This window comes from Streptomyces sp. YS-3 (genome assembly GCF_045257485.1).
In the GTDB taxonomy this organism is placed as follows: Bacteria; Actinomycetota; Actinomycetes; order Streptomycetales; family Streptomycetaceae; genus Streptomyces.
Window position 1 is genome coordinate 1 of record NZ_JBJHPC010000015.1, and the last position, 16,890, is coordinate 16,890.

The window sequence follows — 16,890 nt, forward strand, 5'->3', positions numbered from 1 at the left end:
CCCCTGAAGTTCCCCCGCGGCTGGCCCACCCCCCGGAATCTCCGTAACCACCGGCTCATCAGCGAGCTCTACGCACTGTGCGACAACATGCTCGCCGCCCGCAGTACTGTCACTGCCGACACAACCTCGGACCACAACGACCTGCTCAGCTTGCTCGCCGCGGCCGGCAACGAGGAGGACGGCACTCTCGACGCCGACGAGGTTCGAGAGCAAGTTCTCATCTTTCTACTGGCCGGCCACGAGACCACGGCCAAATCCATGGCCTTTACCCTGCACCTACTCGCGCGGCACCCAGGCGAGCAGAGCAGGATCCGTGCCGAGATCATCCGCGTCCTCGGCGACCGCATGCCCACCGACACCGACCTCGGACGCCTACCGCGGCTCACCCAGGCGTTCAAGGAGGCCATGCGGCTGTATCCGCCGGGGCCCGTCCTCGCCCGCCGGGCCGTAGAGGCCACCGAAATCGCCGGCTCAGCGCTCCCAGCCGGCGCCAACGTCATCGTCGCCCCCTGGGTCACCCACCGTGACCCCGACCTCTGGGAAAACCCCGAGCGGTTTGACCCGGACCGCTTCTCCCCCGAACGGGAGGCGGAGCGCCACCGTTACGCCTGGTTCCCGTTCGGCGGCGGCCCGCGCACCTGCATCGGCCAGCACTTCGCCATGCTCGAATCCGTCCTCGGGTTGGCTGTCCTGCTCCGCTCCCACGAACTGGAGGCCATCGATGAAGTCGTGCCGGTCGCGGCCGACATCACCCTCCAGGCGACCGGCCCGGCCCGGGTGCGTCTCAACGCCATCTGAAGGTGGTTCAGTGCCGTCTTCTGCCGGCACCCCAAGGCCAAACGGAAACGTGGACTCCGGCGGGAGCTGATAGACGACACACGGTAGCGGACCCGGAACAGTTTCCGCCGATGATCGCTCGTCAGATCGCCACGGCCCACGGCAGGGTGCTCCTCAAGGGTCGAGATCCACTTGCGCGACACACCCTGAAGGGGGTGGGCGCCTGTGCGCGTACCTCGCACGGTCGTAGGTGCCGGGCAGCTCACTCACCCATCACGTCAGAGCCCAGAGGGGGTTGGGCGGAGACGGACCGCTGCACCTCAGCTGTCGTGAGTTCGCGGTCCGGCAGCTGTGGTCGTGAGTCGGTCACCGAGCGCGCTTCTCCGGTAGAGCACATGGCGTCCGTCACGTGTCCGGGTGACCAGTCCTGCGGAGTACAGGACGCGCAGATGTTGGGAGACAGCGCTCGGGGTGACTCTGAGACGGCGGGCGAGCTCTACAGTGGGCAGCGGCTCTTCCAGGAGGCTGAGGAGTCTCGCCCGGGGTGAACCGAGCAGGGACACCAGGGCGGTTGTGTCGACGGCCGGTATCTCCGAGCCCCACAGCGTGGCTACTCCCCGGCTGGGATAGACGAGGCTCGGCGGCTCGTCCGGGCTGACGGGAGGTGCGGGCTTGTGTGCGAACACGGACGGCAGGAGCAGCAGGCCCCGGCCAGATGCCGCAACCCGGTGCCTGCTGATCATCTGGTGGATGTACAGCTCTCCGCCTTGCCAGCGCAGGTTCGGGTGCATGTCGGCGAACAGCAGTCGGGCGCCCCCCAGGGCGAGTTGGCGGGCGCGGTAGGTCATGTCGGCTTCCAGCACCAGTCGCATGTGCGGCCACACCGGCTCGATGGCCACCTCCCAGTACTGCAGCAGGAGATCGCAGACGGCGTCGCGGAGTCTGGCGACACGTGCGTCTTCGTCGGCGGTGGCGTCACGGAGAGCTTCGGGAACAGGGTCGGGTGCGTGCGCAAGAAGCAGGTCGTGGCGGACCCGAGCGCAGGACGCCTGACGGACGACGGATAGTTCTTCTTCGAACGTCGGCGCGAAGCTCGTGGGATTCGGGGTCAGGAAGTCGGGGAGGGTACGCCGCAGGGCAACCAGGGACATCAGTAGACCGGTGTCGAGCGTGCCGAGTCTGCCGAGTACGGACCTGCGCCAGGGTAGGTGCAGCGCGGACAGGCCCGGATCCTGCAGTACCCGCAGGCTGAACAGGGTTTCGTGCAGAGGGGACAGGGCGAAGCGGGTGTCCGCTAGGTCCTCGACGCCGAGCACAAAGCTGATCATTAAGTCATACGCTACATCGATTGGCCGCACAGCGTCGATGCCGTGGACTCTCTCCCATGACACACACCACTCATGTGCAGCGGACGGCGGTTGTCACCGGGGCGGCACGCGGTATCGGCACCGTTGTGGCCAGGCGGCTGGCGGGCGAGGGCTTGGCGGTCGGCGTGATCGATCTGGACGAAGCGGAGTGCGGCGATACCGTGGACACCATCACAGGTGTCGGCGGGGCGGCGCTGGCCGTCGCCGCTGATGCCGTCAACGAGGCTGCGGTCGCTGCCCCTCGCGCGCGGATCGCCGCCGCGTTCGGGCCGCCGACGGTGCTGATCGACAACACCTGTATCGGCCCCCTTGCTGGCCTTGAGGAGATGACCACGCAGCAATGGGACACGGTCTGGGCGAACAACTCGGCGGCCCGTTCTTCGCCGCCCGACATGTCGAGCATCGCCGCGGGCGATGATGCTGGCCGCGTCGACTACGCCAGCACGAAGGCGACTTTGATCGGAATCGCCAAGTCCTGCGCTCTTCGGCTCGCACGGCATGGCGTGGCTGCGAACGCCATCGCGCCGGGATTCATCGTGAGCGTCCTCGTAAGCCCCGGCGCGGGGTCCGCCTCCGGCCAGGTCATGCACGTAGCGGGCGGGCGGTGGACTGAAGGATGAGCCGCCGGATGATCCTGATCCTCGCTGTCACGTGTGCCGTGGCGGTGGGCAACATCTACTTTCCGCAGGCCATCGGTCCACTGGTAGCCGCCGGGCTTCACGTGTCACCTGATTCGGCTGCTGCGGTGGTGACCGCCACACAGGTCGGCTACACGGCCGGGATGGTCCTGTTGGTGCCACTTGGTGACCGGCTCCCGCACCGCTCCTTCCTCGTCGTCCTCCTCGCTCTGACGGGCCTGGCACTGCTCGCAGCGGGTTGCGCGCCGGCTCTGCCCGCCCTCATTGCCGCCAGCACCCTCGTGGGCCTGACCGCCGTGGGCGCGCAGATCGTCGGCCCCTTGGCGGTCGGTCTCGTGGCCGCCGACCGCCAAGGAGCGGTGATCGGCACCCTGCTGAGCGGATCGACCGGCGGCATGCTGCTGGCCCGGACCTTCAGCGGCACGCTCGGTGAGTGGCTGGGTTGGCGGGCCCCCTACCTGATCGCCGCAGTCCTGGCCCTGCTCCTCGCCACCGTCTTGGCGTTCGCGGTACCGACCACAACCCCGTCCTCCCGCCAGCGGTACACAGCGCTCCTGGCCGAGCCGCTGCGCCTGCTGCGCACCGAGCCAAACCTGCGCCGCTCATGCTTCTACCAGGCAACCGTCTTCGCCGGGTTCTCCGCGGTCTGGACCTGCCTGGCGCTCCTGCTCGCCGGACCGACCTACGGGCTGGGTGCCCAGGCGGTAGGGACGATCGCCCTGGTAGGGGCAGCGACCATGGTCTGCACCCCGCTCGCCGGCCGCCTGGTGGACCGCTACGGCCCCGATCCAGTGAACCTGGTCTGCCTGCTTGGCGTCCTCGTCTCGGCCGCGATCCTCACCCTTGGTGCCCGGGGCGGCGCGCTGGGCCTGACCTCCCTGACTCTCGGCACGCTGCTCCTCGACACCGCGATGCAGTCCGGCATGGTCGCCAATCAAGTCCGCGTCTATGCCCTGCGCCCCGACGCCCGCAGCAGACTCAACACCGCCTACATGACCTGCGCCTACCTGGGCGGCAGCACAGGCTCCTGGCTCGGGATACACGTCTGGAGCCAGGCTGGCTGGTGGGGCGTGTGCGTGCTCGTCGCGCTGCTCGCCGCCCTCGCTCTGGGCCGCCACCTACGGGCCATGTACGCGCCCGGGGCCTCCACCGCGTCCGCCACGCTCTTTCGCCAGCCGGTGAGTACCGCCAGCCAGCCGACGCCCACGCCACCGGGCGGCCGGTCACCGCGAACACGGTGACGTCCGCCTCCTTCACGAGGTGCGGCGGCGGACGTCGATCAACAGGATGACCCTTCGCTGGCCCCCAGGAGTCCGGGGTGTGCTCGCGACGCCTCTCGTGGAAGAACCGCAGGGCGAACGGCTACGACAACACATCGCGGGGATCTGGCCTCAGAAGCCCAGCCCCACCTGGCCACATCACCGTCATCCGGACCGCCGGCGTCCCCGCGTTCCTCAACCCCCCGCCTCATCGCCGCCCTGCCCGGCGACCTCGAGGACGCTGGCGCAGTTCGGCATCACCACCATCTGCCACCGGGCCAAAGAGGGACCCATGCCGCAAGTCAGGAACTGGGACAGGGTGGCGGGGGAGGTCGTGGTGCCGGTACAGGGAACGTGAGCAGACGTGGCGGAGAGCACGAGATATGGGCGGTGGTCGTCGAAACCACCCGGGCCGGCTGTCGGAGCCAGTGAGGCCATGCACATGCAGGCCCATGCGGTGGCGCATGTCAAACGGGTCTCGGGCCGACGCGTTCGCGGAGCTCTCGGGGTGGGCGGTCTGAGCCCGCCCGGGTGGGCTGGCACACGCCGTGTGAGCTGTTGCACCAAGCCCTCAAGGCCGATGGGGCAATTCCGCCCTAGGGCGTGTGTCGGGTCGTGAGCAATGAGTGGGTTTCCTCATGCGACGATCTTCGATCCGGTAGATCGTCTTGCATGACGCGTGCGCAACTGACCAATGTGGAGGGGGAGTTCATTGGGCCGTACCTGCCGATCGGCGAGTACGGCCCGTATCCGGTGCGGCTGCGGCAGCAGTTCGAGGGGGTGCTGTGGAGGTTCCGAACGGGTGGGCAGTGGCGGGAGATGCCCGCCGAGTTCGGCGCCTGGTCGACCGTCCATAACCGTTTCCGGCAGTGGCGCGACGCCGGTGTCTTCGAGGCCCTGCTGGAAAGGACTGATAGCCGACGCCGCGAAGCGGGGCGATGTGGACCTGTCGCTGGTCAGCGTCGACTCCACCATCGCCCGAGCCCACCACGACGCCGCCGGGATGCACCTCGATCCCGGCGCACTCGACGCCCTGGAGAAGGCTGCCGAGGAGGAGAAGGCCAGGTCAAAGGGGGCGGTCGCGAAGAACAAAACGGGCGGGAAGCTGATGATCCCGGGCGGGAAGAACGACGGCGCATCCGACGCCGGCGCAAGCTCCGGCTGAAGGCCGCACTCCTGGGACGTTCCCGGGGTGGGCAGACCAGCAAGGCCCACCTCGCCGCCGACCGCAAGTGCCGTCCACTGGCGCTCGTCCTGTCCGCCGGACAGGCCGCCGACAGTCCGCAGTTCATCCCCGTACTGAACAAGGTGCGGGTCCGAGGGCCCCTCGGCCGTCCCCGCACCCGGCCGGACGCGGTCGCTGGGGACAAGGCGTGCTCGTCCTGCGGCAACCGTGCCCACCTGCGCCAACACGGCATCAAGGGCGACATCCCGGAGAAGAGGGACCAGGCCGCCAACCGGAAGAAGAAGGGCCACAAGGGCGGACGCCCCGTCGGCCACGACGCCCAGCTCTACAAGGAGAGGAACACCGTGGAACGGCTGATCAACAAACTCAAGGACTGGCGGGGCATCGCCACCGCTGCGACAAACCCCCCGCCAGCTACCTCGCCGGCCTCCACCTACGCGCCTCGACGATCTAGATCAAGGACCTCACCGGGCACCCGTCGCTCAAGACTTGATGCACGCCCAAGGAGCGAAAACCATTGGCCCCTCAGGCGGTTGAACATCTAGCGTCGCCCGGGTGTTGAGCGAGACGCAGTTGGATGAGTTCACTGAGCGCGGTTTCGTCGTGATCCCACAGGCGGTGCCGGGCGAGCTTCTGGATCGGGCGAACCGCCGGGTCGACGGGCTGATGGCCGGGCAGCCGCCGGAAGCCGGCAAGGTGGGGCCGCATTTCTACTTCCTGGAGACCAAGGAGGAAGAGGATCTGCTGGCGCCGTTGACCGGCGGCCCGGCGTTCGGGTACGCCGAGGAACTGGCCGGTTCTGGCACCCTGGAGGTCCCCCGGCAGGTTCAGGTCGCACTGAACATCCCGCCGTTCTCGCACCGCCCGGGCATCCCGCACATCGACGCGGCCAACGCCGAGCCGGTCGACGATCCCGAGCTCGGGACCTTCACCATGCTGGCCGGTGTCCTGCTGACCGACCAGCTCACCGAGGATTCCGGCAACCTGTGGGTCTGGCCAGGCACACACCGCACCCACGCCGCCTACTTCCGCGAACACGGCACGGGCAAGTACTGCGCCTACCCCCCGATCACCCTCCCCGAGCCCGAGCAGGTCACCGGCCGGGCCGGCGACCTGCTCCTGGCCCACTACCTTCTCGGCCACAACATCGGCGGCAACTTCACCTCCGACCAGACCCGACGCATGCTCTACTACCGCATCAGCAACCCCGAGCACGCGACCCGCCAGAAGGAATTCCTGCAAGACGTCTGGCTGGAGTACGGGCCGATCAGATCCCGCCTCACCGAAACCTGAAGCAGGCTTCCGCGTCTTGCGGAAACAGATACTGCTCGATCAACTCATGCAGCATCAGTCAACTGTGGCCCCGTCGCGCCACGCAAGACGATCTACCTGATCAGCTCCCATGAGGCCGTACCTCACCGAGTGATCACAACCCGATACACGTCCTAGGGGGGCGGCAGAGTACGGCAGAAGGAGGCAACTGCCGTCCCCGCGGCTTGCAGCACGTACGTGCTGTGCCGGTGCTTCGGGCACGCCGTCGGCATACCGCTCGCCGGTTTCGGCTGCTCGGACCGCGTCAGTCCCGTGTGCGGCTCCCCAGATGATCCGATGGCCAAGGCCGCCAGAAATGAGTGGCGACGGCCGATGAGTTCCTCCATGATCCGCAGTCATAGTTCGTGGTTGGTGTGGCGTGGCCGCGAGGGCGGTCCAAGCGCGCACCGAACGGACCTGCCGCCGGCTGGACACGAGACACCGAGGAACCTTAGATGCGCACCCTGATCAGCACTGCCTTCATCTCGCTCGACGGCGTCGTGGAGGCCCCCGGCGGGGAGGCCGGTTACCGGAACGCCGGGTGGACCTTCAAGGAAGTGGACTTCCTTCCCGAGGCGTTCGAGATCAAGGGACGGGAGCAGAAGGAGGCCACCGCGATGATGATGGGCCGCACCAGCTACGAGGCCTTCAGCGCGGTGTGGCCCGACATGGAGGACTTCGCGGACTACAAGGTGATGCCGAAGTACGTCGTCTCCACCACCCTCCATGAGGACGACCTGGTGTCGAACTGGGGTGAGACCACGATCCTTCGCTCGGTCCACGAGGTCGCCGCGCTGAAGGAGACCGAGGGAGGCCCGATCATCCTCCACGGCAGCGCCACGCTGAACCACAGCCTCTCGGACGCCGGCCTGATCGACCGCTACCACCTGCTGGTCTTCCCGCTCCTGCTCGGCGCGGGCAAGCGGCTGTTCAGCGCCACGGACAAGGACACCCAGAAGCTGAAGCTCGTCGAGCACGAGGCCTACGCCAACGGTCTGCAGAAGCAGGTCTTCGACGTCGTCCGCTGACCGGACTTGGAACCGTCCGCCCTCCTCCTGCTCTCACCTCGCCGGACGTGGTATTCGCCGGAGGGACCTGCCCGGCGAGTTTGAGATCACCGCACCGGCCAGAGGAAGAGCTCCCGTCATCGGGAAATCTTGGCCCGGGACCGGCGGCCCTGTGTACGCAGGCGCTTCTGGATTCGCCGGGCCTCTTCCAGCCGCTCTTCGAGGATGACGATGCGGCAAGCGGCCTCGATGGGGGTGCCGGCGTCGACGAGTTCGCGGGCGCGGGCGGCGATACGCAGTTGGCGGCGGGTGTAGCGGCGGTGTCCGCCCGGCGAGCGCAGTGGGGTGATGAGGTGGTGTTCGCCGACGGCGCGGAGGAAGCCCTGGGTGGTGCCGAGTATTTCGGCCGCGCGGCCCATGGTGTAGGCGGGATAGTCATCGTCTTCGAGACGGCTGATCGAAACGTCTGCTGTCATTGCACCTCTCTCATGAACCATGGAATACGTGGAGGGGCCCGGGTGCCATGCCGGCACCCGGGCCCCGAAGGAACTGCTACACCATCTGCCGGCCCTGATACTGCGCCGGCCTTCTGTTTCCGCCGCCCCGACCGAGAAGGTGTCGGGGGTACGGGGATCGCGGTTGCTTGACCGGAGACCACCTCACTAACGATGTCCTGCGGTACCCGGACTCCGTAACGCTCGTCCGGGCGATCCTGATGGCGCTTGAGCCCCTCCGTTCTTTCCCTCTGGGATCGATCACTTACCTACAACTGGTACTGCGAACTGCTTGTCCTGCTGGTGTTGCGTACTGCCGGCGGCCTGTCCCAGCGCCGCTCGTCGACAGCCAGCCCCGTCGCCCGTCCTGCATCTGCTCTGGCTTGGAACCCCACTGCCGAACTTCCCCGGTGCGCGCGCCCGCAGCCACGCCTTCACCGGGATACCACTGAACTGAACTTCGCTGCGGAGTACTGCGAACTGCGTTTACCACTGTTTTCCTGCGGTACTGCTCCTGGCAGCCCCTGATCACTGCGGGCCACCCGGTCCGGTCGCCAGTCCCGTCGCCGTCCTGCAACCGCTATGGCTTCGACACTCCACCACCGCACCGTCCTACGAACTGCAACTACTTGAACTGCGGTACTGCGGGTACTACTGCCCGGCAGTTCGTCTCTGCCGGGCCCTGCGTCTCTCTGCGTTACGAGAGAAACCATAACCACACCAGCACCCAATGTCTACTCCGGCCAGCATAGATTTTCCGTCGCCCAGTCGACAGGTAGTCGGCCACGGAGACAGCAACGGGCAGACGGCGGTCACCTGCAGGCTCGTTCTCCGCCTTGATGCCGCCGACAGCCCGAGCAGAGCGGCAACAGCACCCGCGCCCGCCCTAACCCGGCCGACGTACCTCGACCACTCCCGTCTCGTACGCCACGATCACGGCCTGGGCACGGTCGCGGACCCCGAGTTTGCCGAAGAGGCCGGTGATGTGGTTCTTGACGGTGGAGGCGCTGACACCCATCGCCTCCGCGATCTCCGCGTTGTCGAGGCCCGTCGCCATCAGCCGCCACACCTCCGTCTCGCGCGGCGTCAGACCGTCGACCTGAGCCAGGAGCGGCCCGGGACGCTCCGGGACCCTGACGTACGTGGAGATCAGCCGGGTCAGCAGCCGGGGTGCGACGGCCGCCTCGCCGGTGTGCACGACCCGTACCGCCGCAACCAGTTCCTCCGGCGAGATGTCCTTCGGCAGGAACCCGCAGGCCCCGGCGCGCAGCGCGGTCACCACGTACTCGTCCAGGTCGAAGGTGCTCAGCGCCAGCACCCGGCAGCCGGGCAGTTCGCGCGCGAGGCGGCCGGTGGCGGCGACGCCGTCCAGTACCGGCATACGGATGTCCATCACGACGACGTCGGGGAGCAGCTGGTGGGCGAGGGTCACCGCCTCCTCGCCGTCGCCTGCCTCGCCCACCACCTCGAAGGCCGGGTCGGGCGCGAGGATCAGGGCGAGTCCGCGCCGTACGAGCGGCTGGTCGTCCGCGATCAGCACCCTGATGGGTTTCGGTTCCCTCACGTCGTGGGTCGTCGCGTTCATCGGGGCGCTCCCTCGTCAGCCGTCAGCGGCAGCCGGGCGCTCACCCGGAAACCCGCCCCGTCCAGGGGACCGGCGTCGAACGTCCCGCCGTGCAGCGCGGCCCGCTCCCCCATCCCCACCAGTCCGTAACCGGAACCCGATGCGGCGCCCGCTCGCGCGAGTCCCGCGTCGGCGCCGGCTCCGTCGTCCCGGACCTCCACCACCACGCCGTCCGGCTCATAGACCAGCCGCACCTGCGCCCGCGCCTCGCCCGCGTACTTGCGCGCGTTGGTCAGGGACTCCTGCACGATCCGGAAGACGGTCAGGCCCACGCTCGGCGGCAGCGGGCGCTCTTTGCCCCCTACGTCCAGCGCGGTGGGGAGCCCGGCCCGGCACGACTCGGCGACGATCCGCTCCAGGTCCGCGATGCCGGGCTGCGGCGCGGTCGGCTCGTCCTCCGCCTCGTCCCCGGCCCGCAGTACGTCGAGGAGCTGGCGCATCTCGCGCAGGGCCATGCGCCCGGAGCCCTCCAGTTCGACCAGCGCCTGCCTGGCCACCTCCGGATCGCGGGCGAGGTTGGCCCGGGCTCCCCCGGCCATCAGCTGCATGGTGGTGATGTGGTGCGCCACGATGTCGTGCAACTCGCGGGCGATGCGGCGCCGTTCGGCGGCCACGGCCCGGTCCGCGAGCAGTCGGCGGTTGGCCGTGATGTCGCGCTGCCAGCGGTTCATCACAGCCGCCGCGATGATCACGACGACCGCGGCGAGCACATTGGCCAAGACCTCCATCAGCGACAGACGCGGCCACTTCGTCCAGTTCACCAGCGCCACCACCGCGCCCATCGCCGACGTCGCCGCCACGAGCGTGCCCTTGAGCCGTACGACGGTGTAAAGCGCGACGATCACCGCGGCACCGAAGTGCTGGGGCGTCGGCACGGTCAGATTCATGACGAGTCCCAGCAGGAGCACGGCCGCGAGCACCGGAACCGGAGCGCGGCGCCGTGCCAGCAGCGGCAGCGCAGCCGCCACCACCAGCAGACATCCGGCCACCGGCACCTCACCCTGCTCCGCATGGCTGGCGAAGGTGAAGCTGACCAGGTCCATGACCCCGGCGCCGACCGCGACCAGGCCGTCGTTGCGCGTCCAGGGCAGCGCGTCGCCGCCCTGCCCGGTCGCCGGGGCCCAGGGCGCGGCGGGCGTGGTCACCATGGCGGTCCCCATTCTGTGAGTGGCGGTTTTGACCGCCGACGGTGTGTCACGGCCCTCGTTCCATGATCCCAGTCTCGCATCGGGCACCGGGCCCACATCCGGCCCGAGGTCCGACCCCGCTCTGGGAGCACGCTCCCAGGAGCCGCCCGCGCCCACGCCGCACTCCCAGGGCGGTTCTCCTCCCGTGCTCGGACGACCGCGCCCCGCCACGCTGATGTGCTGGTCAACGGCGCCGAAAGGGCCGCGTCCCCACCAGGGTCCGCATCCCGCCCGCCGGCCGCATCCCCATCCATCGTCGGAGGACAAAGTGATCCGCGCCCTGACCGGGTTCTCCACCCGCAACCCCTGGAAGGTCATCCTCGTCTGGTCGGTGGTGGGCCTCTTCCTCGCCCTGCTCGGCCAGTCGCTGCTCTTCCGCGTCACCCAGAGCCAGAGCGGGGACTTCCTGCCCGCCACCTACGACTCGGCCGCCGCGCTCAAGGTCGCCGAGGAGAAGTTCGGTGCGAAGCCCGACGCCAACGCGATGACCGTACTCGTCGCCCGGACCGACGGACGGCCCCTGACCGGGGCCGACGAGCGGCGCATCGGCCACATCGCCGCGGAGCTGGGCCGACGCCACGTCAAGATGCCCGAACCCAGCGGGGACGGTCCCGCTTTCCTGGCCAAGGACTACTCGCAGACACCCCAGGTCAGCCCAGCCATGGTCGCTCCCGACCGCGGCTTCGAGCTGCTCTCCGTACAACTGACGGGCAATGCCACGGACCCCGGTATGCACGACCTCTACCGGGCCTTCCGCGACGACGTGAAACGCGAGTTCGCCAGTGCCCAGATGCGTACGGGCTTCACCGGCGGACTCGCCGGGCTCGTCGACACCACGGAGGCCGAGAAGACCACCGGCGAGGTGGTCAGCGCCCTCATGATCGGCCTCATCGTGCTGATCAATATTCTGGTCTTCCGCAGTGTGCTGGCCGCGTTCGTGCCTCTGCTTGCGGTCGCCGTCATCAGCGGCGCGGCACTGGGCACGGTCGTGTGCGCCGCGCTCGTCACCGGTATCGACCTCGACACCTCCACACCGAACCTGATCGGCGTCGTCCTCATCGGCATCGGAATCGACTACTTCCTCTTCCTGCTGTTCCGCTTCCGCGAGCAGCTGCGAGCTCATCCCGACATGCCCGCCCGTACCGTGGCCGCGGAGGTCACCGGCAGGGTCGGTACGGCGATCACCTCGGCGGCACTGACCATCGTCGCCGCCTTCGCCACCCTGGGGATCGCGACCTTCGGGCAGTTCCGCGTGCTCGGCCCCGCCATCGCCGTATCGGTGCTCGTCATGCTGCTGGCCGGGCTGACGTTCATGCCCGCGCTGCTCGCGGTCAGCGGGCGCAGGATGTTCTGGCCGTCCCGCTCGCTGCGGCGCGAGCCCCGGCCTGGCGCCGCCGGGCGTGTCGGTGACCTGGTCGCCCGGCGCCCGCTCACCCTCGTGGTGGCCTCGGTCGCGCTGCTGGGTGCGCTTGCGGCCGGAGCTGTCGGCGTCCGTATGGACTTCGACCAGTCGGGCGGCGACGAGGGCACTCCGGCAGCGGCCACCGCCGCCGAGATCAACCGCGCGCTGCCCGCCGGGGTGTCGGACCCGACCAGCGTCTACGTCACGGCGGAGCAGGGCCGCACGCTCACCGTCCGAAGCGTCGACGCCCTGCCCCGTGCCCTCGCCAAGGTCCACGGCGTCGGCCAGGTCGGCAGGACCGTCCTCAACCAGGACAGCTCGGCGGCCCGCATCGACGTCTACCTCACCGCCGACACCCAGAGCCGACAGGCACGCGACCTCGTCTCCGGGCCGGTCCGCGAAGCGGTCGCCCTCCACACACCTGCCGGTATGGAGGCCCATGTGGGCGGTACGGCGGCGATCTTCGCGGATATCTCCACGGCGGTCGACCACGACCTCAAGACAGTGTTCCCGGTCGCCGCCGGGCTGATCGCCCTCATCCTGATCGTACTGCTGCGGAGCCTGCTGGCCCCGGCCGTCCTGATGCTCGCCGTGGGGCTCGGCTTCGCCGCGACGCTGGGTGCCTCCGCGCTCTTCTTCCAGCAGCTGCTCGACAAACCGGGCGTCAACTTCGTGCTGCCGCTGGTGTTGTTCCTCTTCGTGGTCGCGCTCGGCACCGACTACAACATCCTCATCAGCGACCGCATCCGCGAGGAGATGGAGCGCCCGGGGCCCGCCCGGGCCGCCGTCGCCCGCGCCGTGCGACACACCGCACCCGCCATCGCCACCGCCGGTGTGGTCCTCGCCGCCTCCTTCGGCAGCCTCGCGGTCAACGCGGCACCCGCCACCCAACAGATCGGCTTCGCGACCGGGCTCGGCATCCTGCTCTCCGCCTTCGTCCTCTCCATCGTGCTGGTGCCCGCGCTCGCCGTACTCCTCGGCCGGGGCATCTGGTGGCCGGTCCGCCCGGGCCGGGGCAAGGGCCGCCATCACCAAGCTGAAGCCTGGGAGGGCGGCCGACCCCTCAACGAGGCCTTCCCCCGCCCGCGCGGAGGCCTGGACACACGGTTGCACAACGAGTAACCCGCGAGTGCCGTGCGCGACGGGGCGTGTCCTGCCCCGTCGCGCTTGGCACTCGGCGCGCCGACTGAGGAGGGCGCACGCGAAGACCACTGGCACTGCCGGCCGTCGCGGCCTCGACCGTCGTTCTGGGCAGCACGGTCCCGATCGCCACCGCCCCCAAGCCGGGCGGCAGGCCCAACCGCTGAGCCCCGGCGGCCCCCGGCGACAGCGGCCTGTGAAGGCCCCGCCTATGTCGCCGGCCAGGTGCGGCCCACGTCGTCTGCGACGCGCACTACTACGACGGCGAGCGGCCCGGCCGCAAGGCGTCGTGCGTCAGAACCCGGAATTTGGGCTGCCCCAAGTGACCTTCCGCGACCGCACGGGGCGGAGCGCCGGCCACGAACGCGGGGAACGGGCAAGACCCTGCGGGAGGGGTGGTAGCGCGCCGAGGAGGACGGGCAATGGCTCCGGTTGGCCACCCGGTACAGCACGCTGCCGTTCCACTACCTTCAGGGACATCCACTCAATGTAACCTTGAACTTACCTGTCGTTAACGTTCCTACGGATAGGCTGCGTTCAGCAGGGCGGCTGGCACCGAAGCCGTGAGTCCGTTGCATGCCCGACTCTTGACTTGAGGAGCCGAGTAGTGGCACGAACACGAACGGTGCAGCTCTTTCTGGCGGCACTGGCCGCAGCCCTGCTGACCCTCCAGCTGTTCGCGCACGGCGCCCCAGCCGTCGCGGCCAACGCACCCGAACCCGCCACAGCCGTCGGGCAAGCCTCGCTGAGCGAGGAGCCCGTCGAGCCGGAGGAACTCTGCGGGCACTACCGGAACCGCGACCGGCGGGAGCAAGAAGAAGATCACCTCGCGGTCGCGGCAACCCACGGCATGACGCCGTCCACCGCTGTGCCTGCCGCCGTTGACGCGGACGGCTCCCCTGCGGCGCTGCCGTACGAGCAGAGAGCCCCCGGCAGCAGATCTCGCGCGGCGCTGCAGGTCTTCCGTTGCTGAGCTGAGCGGCCCCCGAGCGAGCCACCACATCCGGCACCGGGTACGGCCGGGCATCCGCCCTGCCCGTACAGCGGTTCCGGGACGCCCTGTGCCGCCGCGCGCCGCGCCTGCGGTCGCCGCGCGCCGTCGCCCTCGCTCGCCCCATGCCCCTCTTCCCGAATCCCTGTCACACCGACGCGCCCCCACAGCGCGCCAGGAGGAGTCACCACGTCATGCAGCCCCTCATCGACAACGCCCGTACCTTCGGACAGCGCCCTGAGGAGTTCGCTCACCTCGCCGAGGGACAGTCCCCGCAGGTCCTGTTCATCACCTGCGCCGACTCGCGGGTCGTCCCTGCACTGATCACGGGCGCCCGCCCCGGTGAGCTCTTCGAGCTGCGCACCGCGGGCAACATCGTCCCGCCGTATGCCTCCGAGCACCCCACCAGCGAGGCGGCCACCATCGAGTACGCCGTGGAGGTCCTCGGCGTCGACGACATCGTGGTCTGCGGCCACTCCCACTGCGGCGCCATCGGCGCGCTGGTGCGCGGTGACGACCTGGACGCCGTGCCGGCCGTGCGCGACTGGCTGACGAACGCCGTGGATCAGCCCAAGTGCTCCGACTCGGCCGACCCGACCGTCGCCGAAGCCGTCCAGAACCACGTCCTCGCCCAGTTGCTGCGACTGCGGTCGTACCCGTGCGTCGCCAAGCGCCTGGACGCGGGTGAACTGCGCCTGCACGGCTGGTACTACGAGGTCCACACCGGCATAGTTCTGGAGCACCGCGAGGACTCCGACACGTTCGAGACGCTCTGAGGGGACTGGCGACCATGCTGTCGAAGTTGTCGAAGTTCCCATATCTGAGGCAGGACTTCCTTGCCTCCATCGTCGTTTTCCTGGTCGCCGTGCCGCTGTGCGTCGGCGTCGCGGTCGCCTCCGGCGTGCCCGCGGAGCTGGGCCTTGTCACCGGCATCGTGGGCGGTCTCCTCACCGGGTTCCTGCCCGGCAGCAGCCTTCAGGTGTCGGGTCCGGCCGCGGGCCTGACCGTGCTGGTCTTCGAGGCCGTCAGCGAGTTCGGGGTGGCCACACTCGGCGTGATCGTGCTGTTCGCCGGACTGCTCCAGCTCGCCATGGGCTTCCTCAAGGTCGGCCGGTGGTTCAGGGCAATCTCCGTCGCCGTCGTCGAGGGCATGCTCTGCGGCATCGGACTCGTCATCATCGCCGGCCAGATCTACGCGGCGGCGGGCGTGAAGGCACCGAAGACCGGCATCGACAAGGTCGCGGGCCTGCCCGGAGCGTTCGCGGACGCGCTCGGCAGCACCGAGGCCCTGGCCTCCCTCGCGATCGGTGCGGGCACCATCGCGGTCATCGCGCTGTGGAAGAAGACGCCGAAGGCTGTGCAGTCCGTGCCCGGCGCTCTCGCGGCGGTGGTCCTGGCCGCGGTCATCTCCCTCGCCTTCAGTCTGCCCGTTGCCACCGTCCAGGTGGAAGGTCTGCTCGGCGTCGTCCAGCCGCCGGGGGCCGAGGCGTTCGGCGAGCTGGCCAACCCGGCCATCTGGGGCACCGTCATCGCCTTCGCGCTGATCGCCTCCGCGGAGAGCCTGTTCAGCGCGGCGGCTGTGGACCGGCTGCACGACGGTCCCCGTACCCAGTACGACAAGGAAATGATCGCCCAGGGCGCGGGCAACACCGTGTGCGGTCTGCTCGGCGCGCTGCCGATGACCGCGGTGATCGTGCGCAGCTCCGCCAACGTGGGCGCGGGCGCGAAGACCAAGGCCTCCCGGGTGCTGCACGGCGTGTGGCTGCTGCTGTTCGCCGCCGCGATGCCGTGGGCCCTGGCGCTGATCCCGACCCCCGCCCTCGCCGGCATCCTCGTGCACGCCGGCTGGAAGCTGATCCCGTTCCGACAGATCACCGCGCTGTGGCAGAGCCACAAGAGCGAGGCGCTGATCCTCGTCGTCACCGCCGTGTCGATCGTCGCGGTGAACATGTTCGAAGGTGTGCTCATCGGACTGGCCCTGTCCGTGATCAAGACCGCCTGGGAAACGTCGAACCTCAAGACGGAGGTCGTAGACAAGGGTGCCGGACCCATCCAGGTCCACCTGTCGGGCAACGCGACCTTTCTCCGCCTGCCGAAAATACTCGACAGCCTGGAGGCGCTGCCCCAAGACCGTCCGATCGAGGTGTACCTCTCCGGACTGCACCACCTCGACCACGCCTGCCGTACGGCCCTGGAGAACTGGGCCGAGCGGCACAGCGCACCCGACACCGAACCGGTGAAGGTGGTCCCCGCGAAAACCTAACACCGCCCAGCGGCCGGGCGGTACACACCACATGTGTACTGCCCGTCGACATCAGGTCGGACCCGCAGTGCACAGAGGGGGCCCCGGCGGTCAGTCACCGCTGGGGCCCGCTGCCGTGCAACCCGATGGGGGCTCCAGCGGTTTCGCGGACACCGATTGAGGCAGTGGGAGGCCCGGGGGTGGACATGGCTGGCGGTATGCAGGCGCTCTTGTGCTTCGTCGCGGCGGTCGTCGCCCTCACCCC

Annotated in this window: 13 protein-coding genes and 1 pseudogene; 10 read left to right on the forward strand and 4 right to left on the reverse strand. The window is 69.1% G+C overall.

Annotated elements, in window-relative coordinates; all coding sequences use genetic code 11:
• Positions 1-57: 57 nt before the first annotated feature.
• The gene (locus tag ACJA3G_RS02855; RefSeq protein ID WP_406551270.1) at positions 58-798 is read left to right on the forward strand and encodes a cytochrome P450; all 741 of its coding nucleotides are present in this window, start codon (positions 58-60) and stop codon (positions 796-798) included.
• Between the two features lie 299 nt (positions 799-1,097).
• Here ACJA3G_RS02855 and ACJA3G_RS02860 read toward each other — a convergent pair whose 3' ends face one another.
• Positions 1,098-2,105, reverse strand: a complete 1,008-nt coding sequence (locus tag ACJA3G_RS02860) for an ArsR/SmtB family transcription factor (protein WP_406551248.1) — start codon at positions 2,103-2,105, stop codon at positions 1,098-1,100.
• Between the two features lie 56 nt (positions 2,106-2,161).
• Here ACJA3G_RS02860 and ACJA3G_RS02865 point away from each other — a divergent pair, with 56 nt between their 5' ends.
• The 5 genes and pseudogenes from ACJA3G_RS02865 (at position 2,162) to ACJA3G_RS02885 (ending at position 7,566) form a co-directional block, all read left to right on the forward strand.
• A complete protein-coding gene (locus ACJA3G_RS02865; RefSeq protein WP_406551249.1) occupies positions 2,162-2,764 on the forward strand; it encodes an SDR family NAD(P)-dependent oxidoreductase in 603 nt (200 codons plus the stop codon).
• Positions 2,765-2,772: 8 nt separating this feature from the next.
• Positions 2,773-4,023 carry an MFS transporter gene (locus ACJA3G_RS02870; protein WP_406551250.1) on the forward strand — a complete coding sequence of 417 codons (1,251 nt, stop codon included), beginning with the start codon at positions 2,773-2,775 and terminating at the stop codon, positions 4,021-4,023.
• A gap of 690 nt (positions 4,024-4,713) precedes the next feature.
• Positions 4,714-5,681, forward strand: a pseudogene (locus ACJA3G_RS02875) (IS5 family transposase).
• 101 nt (positions 5,682-5,782) lie between these two features.
• Positions 5,783-6,520, forward strand: coding sequence for a phytanoyl-CoA dioxygenase family protein (locus ACJA3G_RS02880; protein ID WP_406551251.1), 738 nt, complete (start codon positions 5,783-5,785; stop codon positions 6,518-6,520).
• A gap of 473 nt (positions 6,521-6,993) precedes the next feature.
• Positions 6,994-7,566: a dihydrofolate reductase family protein gene (locus ACJA3G_RS02885; protein ID WP_406551252.1), complete on the forward strand. Its 573-nt coding sequence runs from the start codon at positions 6,994-6,996 to the stop codon at positions 7,564-7,566.
• Between the two features lie 116 nt (positions 7,567-7,682).
• Here ACJA3G_RS02885 and ACJA3G_RS02890 read toward each other — a convergent pair whose 3' ends face one another.
• The 3 genes from ACJA3G_RS02890 to ACJA3G_RS02900 form a co-directional block, all read right to left on the reverse strand.
• Complete coding sequence (locus ACJA3G_RS02890) at positions 7,683-8,021, reverse strand: MerR family transcriptional regulator (RefSeq protein WP_406551253.1); 339 nt, start codon at positions 8,019-8,021, stop codon at positions 7,683-7,685.
• Positions 8,022-8,925: 904 nt separating this feature from the next.
• Positions 8,926-9,624, reverse strand: a complete 699-nt coding sequence (locus tag ACJA3G_RS02895; RefSeq protein WP_406551254.1) for a response regulator — start codon at positions 9,622-9,624, stop codon at positions 8,926-8,928.
• Entirely contained in the window at positions 9,621-10,811 is a 1,191-nt protein-coding gene (locus ACJA3G_RS02900) for a sensor histidine kinase (RefSeq protein WP_406551255.1), read from the reverse strand. Before ACJA3G_RS02900 ends, ACJA3G_RS02895 begins: the two co-directional genes overlap by 4 nt.
• A 307-nt stretch (positions 10,812-11,118) precedes the next feature.
• Between ACJA3G_RS02900 and ACJA3G_RS02905 the strand changes: the two genes are divergently transcribed.
• The 4 genes from ACJA3G_RS02905 to ACJA3G_RS02920 all read left to right on the forward strand — a co-directional run bounded on the left by ACJA3G_RS02905 (position 11,119) and on the right by ACJA3G_RS02920 (position 16,646).
• Positions 11,119-13,374 carry an MMPL family transporter gene (locus ACJA3G_RS02905; protein ID WP_406551256.1) on the forward strand — a complete coding sequence of 752 codons (2,256 nt, stop codon included), beginning with the start codon at positions 11,119-11,121 and terminating at the stop codon, positions 13,372-13,374.
• Between the two features lie 625 nt (positions 13,375-13,999).
• A complete protein-coding gene (locus ACJA3G_RS02910; protein ID WP_406551257.1) occupies positions 14,000-14,365 on the forward strand; it encodes a hypothetical protein in 366 nt (121 codons plus the stop codon).
• Positions 14,366-14,577: 212 nt separating this feature from the next.
• On the forward strand, positions 14,578-15,159 hold the full coding sequence (locus tag ACJA3G_RS02915; protein ID WP_406551258.1) for a carbonic anhydrase: 582 nt from the start codon (positions 14,578-14,580) through the stop codon (positions 15,157-15,159).
• A gap of 14 nt (positions 15,160-15,173) precedes the next feature.
• On the forward strand, positions 15,174-16,646 hold the full coding sequence (locus ACJA3G_RS02920; protein ID WP_406551259.1) for a SulP family inorganic anion transporter: 1,473 nt from the start codon (positions 15,174-15,176) through the stop codon (positions 16,644-16,646).
• Positions 16,647-16,890 lie beyond the last annotated feature (244 nt).